Annotated in this window: 18 protein-coding genes; 11 read left to right on the forward strand and 7 right to left on the reverse strand. The window is 36.4% G+C overall.

Annotated elements, in window-relative coordinates:
* Positions 1-43 precede the first annotated feature (43 nt).
* The gene (locus tag CN288_RS26020) at positions 44-622 is read right to left on the reverse strand and encodes a lipoprotein BA_5634 family protein (protein ID WP_026593846.1); all 579 of its coding nucleotides are present in this window, start codon (positions 620-622) and stop codon (positions 44-46) included.
* Between the two features lie 411 nt (positions 623-1,033).
* On the opposite strand from CN288_RS26020, the gene CN288_RS26025 reads away from it, so the two are divergent.
* The 4 genes from CN288_RS26025 to CN288_RS26040 all read left to right on the forward strand — a co-directional run bounded on the left by CN288_RS26025 (position 1,034) and on the right by CN288_RS26040 (position 3,532).
* Positions 1,034-1,699 carry a PspA/IM30 family protein gene (locus CN288_RS26025; RefSeq protein ID WP_026593845.1) on the forward strand — a complete coding sequence of 222 codons (666 nt, stop codon included), beginning with the start codon at positions 1,034-1,036 and terminating at the stop codon, positions 1,697-1,699.
* 78 nt (positions 1,700-1,777) lie between these two features.
* Positions 1,778-2,182: a DUF350 domain-containing protein gene (locus tag CN288_RS26030; protein ID WP_026593844.1), complete on the forward strand. Its 405-nt coding sequence runs from the start codon at positions 1,778-1,780 to the stop codon at positions 2,180-2,182.
* Positions 2,183-2,203: 21 nt separating this feature from the next.
* Entirely contained in the window at positions 2,204-2,710 is a 507-nt protein-coding gene (locus tag CN288_RS26035) for a DUF4178 domain-containing protein (protein WP_098303452.1), read from the forward strand.
* Positions 2,711-2,722: 12 nt separating this feature from the next.
* On the forward strand, positions 2,723-3,532 hold the full coding sequence (locus tag CN288_RS26040; RefSeq protein ID WP_090688157.1) for a DUF4247 domain-containing protein: 810 nt from the start codon (positions 2,723-2,725) through the stop codon (positions 3,530-3,532).
* A 57-nt stretch (positions 3,533-3,589) separates the two neighbouring features.
* Here the strand turns inward: CN288_RS26040 and CN288_RS26045 are convergent, their stop codons facing one another.
* Positions 3,590-4,729 carry an MFS transporter gene (locus tag CN288_RS26045; protein WP_098303453.1) on the reverse strand — a complete coding sequence of 380 codons (1,140 nt, stop codon included), beginning with the start codon at positions 4,727-4,729 and terminating at the stop codon, positions 3,590-3,592.
* A gap of 99 nt (positions 4,730-4,828) precedes the next feature.
* Here CN288_RS26045 and CN288_RS26050 point away from each other — a divergent pair, with 99 nt between their 5' ends.
* Complete coding sequence (locus CN288_RS26050) at positions 4,829-5,692, forward strand: LysR family transcriptional regulator (protein ID WP_026593840.1); 864 nt, start codon at positions 4,829-4,831, stop codon at positions 5,690-5,692.
* Between the two features lie 59 nt (positions 5,693-5,751).
* Here the strand turns inward: CN288_RS26050 and CN288_RS26055 are convergent, their stop codons facing one another.
* Positions 5,752-6,780: a YdcF family protein gene (locus CN288_RS26055; RefSeq protein ID WP_098303454.1), complete on the reverse strand. Its 1,029-nt coding sequence runs from the start codon at positions 6,778-6,780 to the stop codon at positions 5,752-5,754.
* Positions 6,781-6,933: 153 nt separating this feature from the next.
* On the opposite strand from CN288_RS26055, the gene CN288_RS26060 reads away from it, so the two are divergent.
* Positions 6,934-7,167 (forward strand): spore germination protein, encoded by a 234-nt coding sequence (locus CN288_RS26060; RefSeq protein WP_081811113.1) that lies wholly within the window; start codon positions 6,934-6,936, stop codon positions 7,165-7,167.
* A 172-nt stretch (positions 7,168-7,339) separates the two neighbouring features.
* Here CN288_RS26060 and cydB read toward each other — a convergent pair whose 3' ends face one another.
* Positions 7,340-8,368, reverse strand: a complete 1,029-nt coding sequence (gene cydB, locus CN288_RS26065) for a cytochrome d ubiquinol oxidase subunit II (RefSeq protein WP_026593837.1) — start codon at positions 8,366-8,368, stop codon at positions 7,340-7,342.
* Positions 8,358-9,704, reverse strand: a complete 1,347-nt coding sequence (gene cydA, locus CN288_RS26070) for a cytochrome ubiquinol oxidase subunit I (protein WP_026593836.1) — start codon at positions 9,702-9,704, stop codon at positions 8,358-8,360. The genes cydB and cydA overlap by 11 nt, the downstream gene beginning before the upstream one ends.
* A gap of 224 nt (positions 9,705-9,928) precedes the next feature.
* Between cydA and CN288_RS26075 the strand changes: the two genes are divergently transcribed.
* On the forward strand, positions 9,929-10,492 hold the full coding sequence (locus CN288_RS26075) for a beta-class carbonic anhydrase (protein WP_090688143.1): 564 nt from the start codon (positions 9,929-9,931) through the stop codon (positions 10,490-10,492).
* Here the strand turns inward: CN288_RS26075 and yidD are convergent.
* Positions 10,489-10,725, reverse strand: coding sequence for a membrane protein insertion efficiency factor YidD (gene yidD / locus CN288_RS26080; protein WP_217994265.1), 237 nt, complete (start codon positions 10,723-10,725; stop codon positions 10,489-10,491). The genes CN288_RS26075 and yidD overlap by 4 nt on opposite strands.
* Before the next feature lie 128 nt (positions 10,726-10,853).
* On the opposite strand from yidD, the gene luxS reads away from it, so the two are divergent.
* Entirely contained in the window at positions 10,854-11,327 is a 474-nt protein-coding gene (luxS, locus tag CN288_RS26085) for an S-ribosylhomocysteine lyase LuxS (RefSeq protein ID WP_026593833.1), read from the forward strand.
* A gap of 92 nt (positions 11,328-11,419) precedes the next feature.
* Here luxS and CN288_RS26090 read toward each other — a convergent pair whose 3' ends face one another.
* Complete coding sequence (locus tag CN288_RS26090; RefSeq protein ID WP_026593832.1) at positions 11,420-11,977, reverse strand: helix-turn-helix domain-containing protein; 558 nt, start codon at positions 11,975-11,977, stop codon at positions 11,420-11,422.
* Positions 11,978-12,232: 255 nt separating this feature from the next.
* On the opposite strand from CN288_RS26090, the gene dapA reads away from it, so the two are divergent.
* The 3 genes from dapA to CN288_RS29105 all read left to right on the forward strand — a co-directional run bounded on the left by dapA (position 12,233) and on the right by CN288_RS29105 (position 14,861).
* On the forward strand, positions 12,233-13,129 hold the full coding sequence (gene dapA, locus CN288_RS26095; protein ID WP_098303456.1) for a 4-hydroxy-tetrahydrodipicolinate synthase: 897 nt from the start codon (positions 12,233-12,235) through the stop codon (positions 13,127-13,129).
* Between the two features lie 15 nt (positions 13,130-13,144).
* Positions 13,145-14,629: an aldehyde dehydrogenase family protein gene (locus CN288_RS26100; RefSeq protein WP_098303457.1), complete on the forward strand. Its 1,485-nt coding sequence runs from the start codon at positions 13,145-13,147 to the stop codon at positions 14,627-14,629.
* 76 nt (positions 14,630-14,705) lie between these two features.
* Entirely contained in the window at positions 14,706-14,861 is a 156-nt protein-coding gene (locus tag CN288_RS29105) for a hypothetical protein (protein WP_155924362.1), read from the forward strand.
* Positions 14,862-14,930 lie beyond the last annotated feature (69 nt).

Consider the following 14,930-nt stretch of genomic DNA (forward strand, 5'->3'; position numbering starts at 1 on the left):
ATAATTGGGGTGCAGTTCAAATTCGCAAAGCTTTTTTTATGAATTACTTTTTGATTTTAACAAGTTGTACAGCTTCTGTTTCTTTCGTAGTATCTTGGATTTTATCTTTAGGGTCTTTAGCAAATTTCAGTACACCTACAGATTTTTCTTCACCATTTACTTTTCCGTATGCAGCGTCATCTACAATAGCAAACATATCCGCGTAAGAACGGGCGTCACCGATGATTGTATTACCTTCGTATTTTAATTTCGCTCCATCAATTGTTGCGTTTGCTACTTCTTCTTTCGCGAATAATACACCTTGGTCCGTTGTTACTGCTGGTAATTTATCAATTGCTTTTGTATTTTCTTTTTCAACTTTCTTAATCAATTCTTTTTTCACTAGTTCTTCACCAGTCTTTTTATCCATTACAAGTACTTTTTTACCTTCTAATGTCGCAAGTTTCATTTTGTACGTATTCTTTTCTTTGATATCAGATTTGTTTTTATCGATTACTTGATTAATTTGTTGTTCACTTCCGTAAGTAACCATACCATTTGCTTTTTCTCCTAATAAAGAACAGCCTGATAATGCTCCTAATGAAATTGCTGCTGCTAACCCAATACCTACTAGTTTTTTCATTTTCTTGTCTCCTTTTTTATACGTTATAGTAAATACAAATGTTAATGTTTTTTAAATTTAGAGAAGCAAAATTGTTTTTTGTTTAACCTCGGCTTCTGATTTCATTTTATAAGAATAACGTTTTTGTAACTATCGAGTTAGCTTACAGTAACATTACAATAATGTAATGCATTGAAAAGAGTTAAAAATGTGATAGGAAAAAGAAAATATAAAGATAAAATTTATAGTATGGGTACATATTGCAATAACAATGTCAGATTATAGATTGTATATTTGGTAAATAACATGTAAGGACATCTTAGTTTTGATATAATAAACACATAGGATTTGAAAATGAATATTCTTACTGTAAAGGAAAGTTTTTACGTGGAGTAAGTTTGAAATATGAGGTAATCCATAGGAGGAATTTAAATGTCTGTTTTTAAACGATTAAGAGATTTAACGATGTCAAATGTGTATGCGTTAATTGAGAAAGCAGAAGATCCAGTTAAGATGACGGATCAATATTTACGTGATATGCAGCAAGATGTACAAGAAGCTGAGAAGAGTGTAGCGGCTCAAATCGCGCTTGAGAAAAAGTTTAAATTATTGTTTGAAGAGCAAGAAGCACTTGTGAAGAAACGTGAAGAACAAGCACATATGGCAGTTCAAGCAAATAATATTGATCTTGCGCGCCGTGCGTTAGAAGAAAAGCAAAATGCAGAACAGAAGATGAATGAATACAAAGCAAGCTACGAGCAAAATAAAGCAGCAGCTGATAACCTTCGTGCAAAATTAGAAGAAATGCGCAAGCAATTAACAGAGCTAAAAAATAAACGTGAAACACTTGTAGCGCGTGTAAACGCAGCGAAGGCACAAAAGAGCATTAATCAAGCGATGTCCGGATTTGATGCCAATACTGCAAAAGCTGGTCTGAGCCGTATGGAAGAAAAGGCTCTTCAATTAGAAGCTGAAGCAGAGGCAAGCGGTGAAATTTATAAACAAGAAAAGTCGTTAGATGATGAATTTGCGGCTTTAAATAAAAACTCAGCTGTGGATGATGAACTAGCACGTATTATGAAGCAGTATGAGAAATAATATAGAATAGACACAGGAACCGACATGTCTGAAATAAACCATGTCGGTTTTCTATTATCTTTTAGAGGAGGTTTTGTAATGACATGGATGAATGTGTTAGCCATGCTCGTATGGACAGGAGCAAGTGCTGTTCTGTTATTTGCACTTATGTGGGTTGATTCTATTTTTACAAAGTACAATGATGTAGCAGAAATAAAACAAGGAAATATGGCAGTTACAACACGTTTTATTATGAAGTTGTTTGCACAAGGATATATTTTGTCACAATCGATTATGAAAGCAAACGACCTATGGCAAGCGCTTCTTGCATCCGCTGTTTCTTTCGTTATTTTATTAGTTGTTGAAATGTTTATTGAGTTTATTTTGAAAAAGCTGGTAGATTTAGATTTAGAAGAGGGGACGAAGCAAGGTCATGTGACTCATGCTTTATTAGCCGGTTCATTACATATTGTTGGGGCCCTCATTTTAGCAGCTTGTCTATAAAGAGAAAAGGAGGGATAGATCATGAGTTTATTCAAACGAATTAAAAATATAATGAAAAGTCCGGAGCCTGTGAAACCAGAGAAATCCTTACTCACGTTAGCACCTGGCGATATGGTTGAAGTTTCATTAGTAATGTATGAAGTGACCGGAAAAACAAGCCTGCATTCTCGTAATGAAATTGTTTTAACATTACAGGACGGGAAAACAATTCGCTATTTAAAAATCGAAAACCGTGAAAGTACTTATTATAAGCTGTATACACCAATTGATGGTCGTTTAGATTCCGTAGAGGAGATCCCAACGACGATTGAAATGGATGATATCGAGTACCATATGGAAGAACGATATAACGGATGTGTTGTTGCGATGGGAAAAACACCGTTTGCTGTCTCTGATGAACAATATGTGTGGGAGTTTCAATCTGATAATAGAAAGTTACTTCGTATTGAATGGCAAGATGGACGTACAATGATGTATGAGGGAGAAGCGATTCTTTCTGCTGATGTACAAATTATAAGGGCAACGTAAGGGGGCTTAATCATGTCAAACCGATTGTTTACCATGATTAAATCGTTCTTCATCCCTATCCTTGCCATTGTTACGTTACTTGTAATTGCTGGGTTTACATTATCAGGGTGTCAAAATGAGAAATCGATTCAGGACCGTTACCCGTTAGAATCCGTCGCAAAAGATGGTAAGCAAGAATCATATGTATATAGGGCTGCCAATAAATCAGTTCCAGAGATTGCAAAAGAACTGATTGATGAAAATAAGCCCAAGCAAGCATCTAAAGAAGATGAAAACCAGATGTTTCTCGTTTATCCTGACAAAATGTATAATTTGCAAAAGGATAAAGAAAAACCATCAGATACCATTATTGAAATAAGTAATACAGAATATGTGCGCCAAAATTACCAGCCATCTTTCTTACAAGGTTATATTTTGGCAAGTATATTAGACGATATATTTGATTCACGTAAATCGTATCATGGTGATTACCGCGGATATACAGATCGGAAAAACCATAAACCGGTTATTCCAGAAAGACCGCCTACAAAAGAAGAGAAGAAGACACCGCCGCCTATTACAAAGCAAGGTAAAGGTTCTATTATTAAGAGAAGTGATAAAGTAGATCCAAAGACCTCTGTAGGAGATAAAGGAAGCATTATAGAAAAAGAAACTAAAACGGTTCCACCGTCTACAGAGAATAAGGGAAAGATTATCAAATCACCAGGCGGTTCTACTGAATCTGATGTAAAACCGAAATCATCGATTAAAAGCCCGCCGAAGAATACGTCTCCCCCTAAAACAAGGGTTGGCGGTTCAGGGAAAATTACGAAGAGAAGATAAAGGAAATCCCGAGGAGCAGAGTAGATGCTTCTTGGGATTTTTTATGATTATTTACGCCTATTTTACAATTTCCTTACCTATAAACAGAATCTGTCCCCCGATAGCCAAAAGTAATATTCCACCTAATATATAAGGTAAATTGATAGGGTCTACGCCCTTCTCTAAAAATACTCCACTTGCCATTGTGCCTATTGAGCCAGCAAAATAATTGATCGAGCTCAGTAAGGCAATTGAAATGGTTGCATGCTCTGGGCTAATTTCTAAAAGTATTTTTTGTTGAGTAGCGAGTGTTGCCCATCCGGTACCACCCCAAAGGATTAAACAAAGGGCCAATAATACGGCACTTCCATGGAAAAGACTCATAAATATAAGTGAGAAAAACATGATACACATTAAGTACATTAATACGATCTTTGGTTTCTTATACAAATCTATTATCAATCCAATTACAAAACTTCCTGCAATCCCGCCGATACCCCACATCCAAATAAAGAGGATCGACTTCTGAAATCCATATGAAACAACGATGGTATCTAAGTATGTATACAAGCCTAAACTGCAAAAACTTAATATCATGGTGATAAGCATGACAAGTGAAGTTTTTTTGTTTTTGAACATACTTAGCCGCTCTTTTAATGTCGGCAAAGGGCTAGATTCTATCATAGGGAATTTAGCAAAGAGAGCAAATATCCCGATTACCCCAACGGTAACGATAAACCACATTGCCATGCGCCAGTCATAAGCTGATGCAATATATATACCGAATGGAACACCAATTACAGTTCCAGCGCTCATTCCAAGTAAAATGGTACTTAAAGCTCTTCCTTTTTGTTTTTCAGAAACGAATGTAACAGCAGCAGCTGATGCTAATGGCGCGTATATACCGGCGCCTATGCCGGCTATTCCTCTAGAAATTAATAGAACAATAAATTGATGGGTAACAGCGGTGATAAAGTTCGAGAGTGTAAAAAGAAATAATGCTGCTAATAACGTATGTTTTGTATTCGCTTTTCTCATAAATGTAGCAAACAAAGGAGCTGCAATCGCATAACAAATTGTGAATATGCTTACTGTTTGCCCAGCTGTTCCAATTGAAACATGAAAATCATCAGCAATTTGGGGCAAAATGCCTGCCATTATATAAGCATCTACTCCTAATGCAAACATTCCAAAAGTTAATAATAATATTTTGCTCAAAGTGAATCCTCCCTTAGATGAATTGGTCTATTTTTATCGTAACGAGTATAATAAAATTAGTGAAATTCATATTTTGAATGGGAGGTATGAGTAAAACTCATGACTATAGCTAGATATGAAGTGTTTCAAAAAGTAGTAGAGTTAGGGAATTTTACTAGAGCGGCAGAGCAATTAAACATGACACAATCAGCTGTGAGTCATGCGATTGCTAGTTTAGAAAGAGAGTTTGGTCATCCTTTATTACACAGAAATAAGCAGGCTGAAATTAGAAGAACCGAGTTTGCAAATCGTATTTTTCCACATATTCAAAATGTATTGAAGAGCGAAGCGGCGATTAAACAAGAAGTATCTATACAAAATAAGAGATTGGAGGGTACGCTCAAAGTCGGGGCGTTTACAAGTGCAGCATCACAAATATTACCGCCTATGTTATTACATCTTAAACAGAGTTACTCGGGTATTAAAGTTTTATTATTTGAGGGTACATATGGAGAAGTAATCGAGTGGATTGATAATGGCACAGTGGACATAGGGTTTATTTTAGAATCAGATGTAAAAAAACAAATACAATCAATCCCAGTTAGCAAAGATGAAATCGTATTAGGGTTACCGAAAAATCATCCGTTAACGAATCAAAAAGTAATTGATATTAGGCAAGTTGATGGAATGGACTTTATTATGCCAAAAGGGCCGTATCAGCCATTAGTAATAAAAAACTTATCTGATCACCAAGTATGTCCCAATATCATATTAGAGGTACTAAATTGTGAAACGATTGTTAATATGGTATCACAAAATATCGGGATTACAATGGGGCCAGAATTATTTTTTAAGTCACATAAAGATATTGAAATGAAAAAGTTAAAGCAAAAACAATATCGTTATATTCATTTAGCATTTAAAGAAAGATCGCCTATCATTGATGCCTTTTTTACATGTAATCAATTATCGATCCGTTCCTAAGGCTGTATGAAAACTAAAAAAGCCACCCTTTTTCGAAAGGATGGCTTTTCCGGTATAAATTAACTAAATAAAAAGCTCATGGCTGATAAAAAGACAGCGAACCCTAAAATAACTCCTACGACCTTCATATGACGCTTCCGACTCATTACAACGATTGCAATATATTCTCGAATCATCGCATTTGGCCAGTAATAGAAAGCAGTTTTGGAACCGATTCCTTGGCTATTTAATCCAGCTTGCTTTGCATATAATCCAGCGCGGAATAGATGAAAGTTGTTCGTTGTAAAGATGCTCTTATACTTGTCTTTTAATGAATCCATAATTTGTTTTGAGAAGAGCATGTTTTGATACGTATTGACGGAACGATTTTCTTGTATGGTATGTTCAATCGGAATACCCTTTTCAACAGCATACTTTTGCATCGCTTCAGCTTCAGGAAGATTTTCATCTGGTCCTTGTCCACCAGAAAAAATGATTGTGGGCGGAGTAGTGACAGCAGCCTGTTTCCAGTAAAAATCAATTGCTTTATTAATTCGACTTGCTAAAAGTGGTGGTACTTTATCGTTAATTAATCCACTGCCAAGAACGATAATGAAATCTTGATTACGCCGTGGTCTGTTAAATTGATACAGAAAATAAGCTGTTAAGAAAGTGGATATATGGAAAAAGAAATAGACACTAATGAAAAATACTCCTGTAAAGATCGGCTGGAAATGAGGAGATAAAAATCGTGTTGGATCCAATAGTGAGAATAGCATAGTGCATAAAATACCTAACCCAGCAATCAAAGTTAAACAGTTAGAAAAACGTCGGCCTTCTTTTCTCATCAAGATTCTTGCATTAAGAAATAGTCCAATCATTAAAGCGAATATACCAAAGGATAACATAAAAAGAATAATTAAAAATGGTATGATTGCAACGAGTCTAAGTATCCCATTATTCGAGCTGAGACCTAAATAAAGGAAAAGGATAAGGGATGAACAAAAGAATAAATTGAATAGAAATCCAATTAATAAGCTTCTGGGATCTTTTACATAAAAGAATAGAAAAATAAGGAATAAAATAAGCGTAATACTTCCAAAAAACATCAATTTTGTAAACACCTCAATTTTTTTATGAATAATGGCCTCATTTATTATATATTACATTTTGTAAATAACGTAGTTAAATGTTGTAGAATATCTTTTTTACTGTAAACATGCTATTTTTTTAGGCTCTTTTCATAAACTGAAAATAACATAATGAAAGTGAGTGATAGTATGCCTGCTGTTATCGATGGTGTAGTTATTGAAAACTGCAATGGGACCATTAATTTAGGTGATAAATATAATGTACATCCAATCGAACAAACGAAAGCATATAACGGTTCTGGATCGTCTAATGTAGGATTTTCTGTGAAAGCTTTTAATGGAATTAGTGCTACAGATGTGTATGATAATGATAAGGATGATCAAGTAATACTAACTACGCTTTAAACGTAATATGTAAAATTGTATAGAATTGTTGTATACGTTATATAATACAATTTCAATAAAAACTGTTGGTCATTCCTCTTTAGCAAGATTGTTAAATTAGAGGCTTAACATCTTAGTGAAAATCATACGTATAAGCAAAAAAAGACACTCATTTTGAGCGTCTTTTTTCATTTTAGTGATACCCTTTCGCAGAGTCTTTGTGAATTTTTTCTTTAAAGATTGTGTAGCTCCACAATTGATAGCCGATAACGATTGGTACCATTACCATTGCGACGAAGAACATAATTTTTAAGTTTAATTCACTTCCTGCTGCTTGGTATAACGTTGTACTGTATGCATCATTAATACGTGATGGTAACATTCTTGGGAACATACCTGCAAATCCAGTTGTCATAAACATTGCGATTGTTAGACAAACAAATGTGAATGCGAGACCAATTTTATGTTTGTAAACCATAATAATTGCCAGGACACTCATTAACATTGCAAGCGCTGGAAGAATGAATAGTACAGGATACTCCGTAAAGTTTTGGAACAAGTTTGTACGGTTTGCAGTTGCCACATAGAAGATGGCTAAAATGATGGCAGCTGCCATTGAAAATGGTTTTGCGATTTTATAAGCACGATCTGATACTTCACCAGTTGTCTTAATCATGACCCAAAGTGCGCCGGATACGACAAAGATTGCTGTGAAGAAAAGACCACCTAAAATACCGTAATGATTTAATAAGCTAAGTAATGTTCCTTCATAACCATCTTTTCCGATTTGCAGTCCATAGTATAGGTTTGCAAATGTAACACCGAATAAGAATGCGATGAGGAAACTACCAATTGCAAATGCCCATTTACAAGTACTTTGCCAAATTGGTGAATCATCTTTATGCATAAATTCAAGCCCTGCTGCACGAGCAAAAAGAGCAAGTAATACTAAAAACAATGGTGTATATAAGTAGCTAAACATATTTGCATATGTGATTGGGAAGGCGGCAAATGTTGCACCGCCCGCTGTAATTAACCATACTTCGTTACCGCCCCAGAACGGTCCGATTGCTTCTTGCATTTGATTTCGTTCTTTCCGATCTTTCGTAACGAATGGGAAAATCATTCCGTTACCGAGTGCATAACCATCGAGAATGAAGTAAACTGTCCAAATCACGCCCCATAAACCGAACCAAATAACTGCAAGCATATCATGAGACATGAGCTACACCTCCCTTAGTAGGTTCTTCCAATGCTGCTGGTCCTTTTTTCGCGAACTTCAGCATGAGGTATACATCTGCGATTAAGAGCAATGTGTAGAACAATACTAAACTAATTAATGAGAACCAAATCTGCGGGACGGAAATTGGTGAGACAGCTTCAGCTGTGCGCATCAATTTGTATACCGTCCATGGCTGGCGACCTGCTTCAGCAACAATCCATCCAGCGTTAATCGCAACATATGGAAGTAAGACAGACCACATTGTAATTTTTAAGAAACGTTTTGAGTTTTCTAGTTTTCCTTTTCGGTTTAAATAGAAACCAAACCAAGTGAGTGCCATGAAGAATACGCCAAGTGCAACCATTAAACGGAAGCTATAGTAAACAAGGTTTACGTTCGGACGATCTTCTTTAGGGATATCTTTCAAACCGACAATTTCTCCATCAAATGAGTTTGTATAGAAGAAGCTGCCGAGTTTTGGGATTGTAAATAATTCGAAGTTCTTCTCATTCTTCACATCGGGAATTTGGATGATTGAGAAGCCTTGACCTTTACCAGTTTCCCAAACTGCTTCCATCGCAGCACCTTTTGCAGGTTGCATTTTTGCAGCGAAAGCACCAGATTGGTGACCGATGAAAGGTGTTGCAGTTGCTGCTAATAATCCTAAAACTAAACCAAATTTAAATGACTTTTTAAAGAACTCCACCTCGTTTTTACGTAATAAATGATACGCACTGATTGCCATAACGAAGAAAGAACCAACGATATAACAACCAACAACTGTATGGAAGAACATATGCCATGCATATGGATTGGTAACAAGTGCCCAAAAATCATTTAATTCAGCGCGGCCATTACGCACTACGTAGCCAACAGGGTTTTGCATAAAGCCATTTGCTGTAATGATCCAAAGCGCGGAAATATTTGTTCCAAGTGCAACCATCCACATACAAAAAGCACGAAACTTTGGTGAGATTTTATCTTTACCGAATAACCAAATTCCCATGAAGGTAGATTCTAAGAAGAAAGCAACAAGCGCTTCGATTGCGAGTGGTGATCCGAAGATATCCCCCATGTATTTTGAGTACTCTGACCAGTTTGTCCCAAATTGGAACTCCATCGTAATACCGGTTATGATACCCATGACGAAGTTTATCGTAAATAGCTTACCCCAGAAATTCGCCATTTTTCGATAAGTTGGGTTTAATGTGCGTGCATATTGTGTTTCCATACACGCTACTAAAATAACAAGTCCGATTGTGAGTGGTACAAACAAAAAGTGATAAAAAATAGTAATTGCAAATTGAAAACGACTCAGTAACAGAACGTCGGACATAATAAAGTTTCACTCCTTTTTAACATTATCTACATCTAGTTTATAGTGAAAATGTGAGCAAAGTATGGGACAGTTGTTACAGAGCTGTGTGTATATTATGAAGAAATTATGTCGGTTGTCTGAAAAATTATATATTTGCAATAAAGTAATATCCTTTTGGGATTTTTTAGATTTTGGTACACTGAGTATGTAGACTATATAAAAGAAAAGAGGGTCTTTTTGCTATGAAGTCATTAGAAGAGATTTTGCAGTATAATGAAAAATTCGTTGAAGAGAGAAAATATGAAGAGTATGAGGCTGGGAAATTTCCAAACAAAAAGATGGTAATTATTTCTTGTATGGATACACGCCTTGTTGAATTATTGCCAAAAGCAATGAATATGCGTAATGGCGATGTGAAAATTATTAAAGTAGCGGGCGCTGTTATTTCACATCCATTTGGAAGTATTATGCGTAGTATTTTAGTTGCTGTATATGAGCTTGGTGCAGATGAAGTATGTGTTGTTGGTCACCATGATTGTGGTATGGCAAAAATACAGGCGAGCAGTACAATTGAAAAGATGAGAGAGCGAGGCGTTTCAGAAGAAAAATTAGATACACTTCGCTATTCTGGAATCGATTTAGAGAAATTCTTACAAGGATTCTCTAGTGTAGAAGAAAGTGTAGAACATAGCGTTTCTGTACTTCGTAACCATCCATTACTTCCAGCCGAAGTACCGGTTCATGGTCTTGTGATTCACCCTGATACAGGGAAATTAGATCTTGTTGTGAACGGCTACGAAGCTTAAGATTTTACTCTGTCATCCTTTTTATCTGGGACTGGATCAAATCCTCCTGGATGAAAAGGATGACATTTTAATATACGTTTTAGCGTTAGCCAAAATCCTTTGAAAGTGCCGTGTTTCTGAAAGGCTTCTAATCCATAATGCGAACAGGTTGGATAAAAGCGGCATGCAGGTGGTGTCATCGGGGAAATAAATTTTTGATAAAAGCGTATGATACCTATAAAAATCTGTTTCATAACCGTCTCCTTTTCAGCATATTCTTCTAGTATTATAGCACGGCTATACATAATACTTTACTAATTCGGATTTCCGTTATATCATATTGGATATAACGGAATTAAATTGAAAGCGGGAGAGATGTATTATGCCATCAGTAGAAAGCTTTGAATTAGATCATACGATTGTAAAGGCACCTTATGTAAGACATTGTGGTGTTCATAAAGTGGGTAGTGACGGTATTGTGAATAAATTTGATATTCGTTTCTGCCAACCGAATAAACAAGCGATGAAGCCAGATGTGATTCATACGTTAGAACACTTACTAGCATTTAATTTACGTAAATATATTGATCGTTATCCGCATTTCGATATTATCGATATTTCACCAATGGGTTGCCAAACAGGATATTATCTTGTTGTAAGTGGTACGCCAACAGTTCGTGAAGTCATTGATTTATTAGAACTTACATTAAAAGATGCGGTTCAAATTACAGAAATTCCAGCTGCAAATGAAACACAATGCGGTCAAGCAAAGCTTCATGATTTAGAAGGAGCAAAACGCTTAATGAATTTCTGGTTAAGCCAAGATAAAGATGAACTTGGGAAAGTATTTGGTTAATAGATGAAAAAGAGCTGCCTGTGAAAAGGCAGCTCTTTTAGTCCATGTGTATGTCATCTCTTATCGAAGCGACGATAGATGAGAAGGCACAGTTACTTTTGAAAGAACATAGGGGGCGAGCTCACAAACAAAAATTTAGCTGGCTTTTCCGTATGATTAAACCAATTGTGTGGTGTAGCAGATTCCATATGAATGCTGTCGCCAGGATGTAGATCATGCTCCTCGTTTTCTAATAGAATGGTGAGTACACCCTCTAGTACAAATACGAATTCCTGACCATTGTGAGAATAAGGATTTCCTTTTTTTTCACCAGGATGAAGCGTCACTAAAATCGGTTCGAAATGTGGGTTTGAAACATTTCCAGAAAGATTCGTGTAAACAAAATGAGAGTAATTTACATGTTCTTCATTTTGCAGGCCGCGGCGTATGATATTTGTATTTGTTTTTTGCTCTGCTGCGAAAAAATAGCTAGGACTGATATGAAGTGCTTCTGATATTTTTTTCAAAGATTCTAGTGTAATAGAAGATTTCGAGCGTTCTACTTGAGAGATAAAACTAATAGATAGATTTGTTTTTTCAGAGACTTGTTTTAAGGTCATTCTTTTTTCTAAGCGAAGAGCTTTAATTTTGTTTCCGATATTTTCGTACATATGACAATCCCTCGAATAAAGTATTGGATAGAATTTTTCTTATGAAAGAAGTGTAAAGGAAAGTTTTGAGTTTTGCAAATTATCATTAAAAAATTCAGAAAAATTAGATAGGTATATTGTAAATTTATTTTTTCTGCATTATAATGACCCTAAGTGTATAGATGATATGAATTGCGTTTTTTTTTACGAAACAAATTGAAGTGACACTTCAATTTGTTTTATCCTTAGTTAAATTCAGTGATGGGAGGAAGAAACATGTATCAAACATTTAAAGGGGCATATCCAGTTATTATTACACCGATGAATCAAAACGAAGAGATTAATTGGGAAGGTTTGAAACAAAATATTGAGCACTTCATTCAAGAAGGTGTAGCAGGTTTAGTTGTTAACGGGAGTACGGGAGAGTTTGTCAGTTTAACGAAGGAAGAGCGTTTTAAAGTTGTGGAAACAGCGGTGGAGCAAATTAACGGGCGTATTCCGCTTCTTGTCGGAACGGCGGCTGAAACGACAAAAGAAGCGATTGAATATACGCAGCAAGCGGAGAGAGCGGGTGCGAGTGGTGCATTACTTATTAATTCATATTACGCTCACCCAAAAGAAGAAGAGATTTATGAACACTTTAAAGCAGTAGCGGAATCCGTTCAGTTTCCAATTATGATTTATAATAATCCATTTACATCTGGTGTTGATATTAGCACAGAAACGATTCTTCGCGTCGGTCGTGATATAGAGAATGTTACGCATGTAAAAGAATCAAGCGGTGATATTCGCAAAGTTCGTGATATTACAAGAAAAGGAAAAGGGGATATTGAAACATTCTGCGGTGCGGATGATTTAGTATTAGAATCTTTTTTAGTTGGCGCAACAGGGTGGATTTCAGTTGCAGGTAATGCGGTGCCAAAACTTGTAACGGAACTATTTGATGCAGTGCAAAATAAGGAACTAGAGAGAGCTTGGGAGCTATACGATAAAATTTTACCGTTATGTAGTTTTATTGAAGAATCAGGGAAGTATGTTCAAATCATTAAGAGAGTAATGGATTTAAAAGGGCAAACTGGTGGTCCGTCTCGCAAACCACGTCGGCCATTAACAGAGGAAGAAGATCAAAAGTTACAAGGAATTTTAGAAAACCTATTAACATTACAAAAATAAGAAGGGAGAGAGAGTATGCTAACGACAAGCCAAGATTTAAAACCAAAAGTTCAAGCGTTCCTGGAAGGGAAAAAGGAATTATTTATCGATGGGAAATTCGTTCCAGCAGTAAGTGGAAAAACATTTAACGTTTGGAATCCAGCGACAGAGGAAGTACTTGCTGTCGTATGTGAGGCAGGAGAAGAAGATGTGGATCTTGCAGTGAAAGCTGCTCGTAAAGCATTTGAAGAAGGAACTTGGTCAAAAATAAGTGCAGCAGAACGAGCACACTTGATTTACAAGCTTGCAGATTTAATCGATGAGAATAAAGAAGAACTGGCGCAACTTGAGGCACTAGACAATGGAAAACCATATAAACAGGCGCTTGAAGATGATATTGCAGGAACAGTTGATCATTTCCGTTATTATGCGGGATGGGCAACAAAGATTCTTGGGCAAACAATCCCAATTTCACCGGAATATTTAAACTATACACGCCATGAACCAATTGGCGTTGTCGGACAAATTATTCCGTGGAACTTTCCATTATTAATGGCTGCTTGGAAGTTAGGGGCAGCACTTGCAACAGGTTGTACAATTGTTTTGAAACCAGCAGAGCAAACACCGCTCTCTCTTCTATATACAGCGCAGTTATTTAAAGAAGCTGGATTCCCAGATGGTGTAGTCAATTTTGTTCCTGGTTTTGGCGGAGGTGCTGGTGAAGCGATTGTGAATCATCCGGATATCAATAAAGTTGCTTTCACAGGATCAACTGTTATTGGAAAAGGGATTATGCGTAAAGCAGCGGAAACGATAAAGCACGTCACATTAGAACTTGGCGGGAAATCACCAAATATTATTTTAGAAGATGCTGATCTTTCAAAAGCAATCCCTGGGGCATTTAACGGCATTATGTATAATCATGGTCAAAACTGTAGCGCAGGCTCACGCGTATTTGTTCAGCGAAAGCATTATGAAAAAGTCGTTAGTGAATTAGGAACAATGGCGAATGAAGTGAAAGTAGGACATGGATTAGATCCTGAAACAGAAATGGGACCTCTCGTATCGAAGAAGCAACAAGAACGTGTACTTAGCTACATTAAGAGCGGAATAGAAGAAGGCGCAAAACTTATAGCGGGCGGCGTGAAGGAATTTGAAAAAGGATATTTCGTGGCGCCTACTGTATTTGCAGATGTAACGGATAATATGAAAATTGCGCAAGAAGAAATCTTTGGCCCAGTTGTTTCTATCTTACCTTTTGATGAGATAGAAGAAGTCATTGAACGAGCAAATAATACACCGTACGGTTTAGCGGCTGGTGTATGGACAGAAAATGTAAAAACAGCGCATAAAGTTGCGAATCAATTAAAAGCAGGTACAGTGTGGATCAATAGTTATAATTTAGAAAATGCCGCATCGCCATTTGGAGGATATAAACAATCTGGTATCGGCCGTGAAATGGGTTCGTATGCGCTTGATAATTATACGGAAGTGAAGAGCATTTGGGTGAATTTGGAGTAGATCGAGAGAAGGATATGGATACCATATCCTTTTTTTCTACAAAAATATATGTCTATTTTTTGTTCAAAAAGGGAGGATGAATGATGAGAGGGGAATAAATCCAAAACTAGATGTGCATCCAGCTGATACAACAGGTTCGTATGCGTTAGCATTTATTTCTGGTGGAATTATTGCTGGATGCGGGGCGCTTTGTTATTGGTTTATTGTCCAGAAGCCGATTGAGGTAAACTAAGTAAAAAAACGGTATGCGTTAGAGAAGAATCAAAAAGCTTCCTGTATAAATAAAGTGAACCCCATTAAT

The organism is Bacillus sp. AFS023182, from assembly GCF_002560575.1.
GTDB lineage: Bacteria > Bacillota > Bacilli > Bacillales > Bacillaceae_G > Bacillus_A > Bacillus_A arachidis.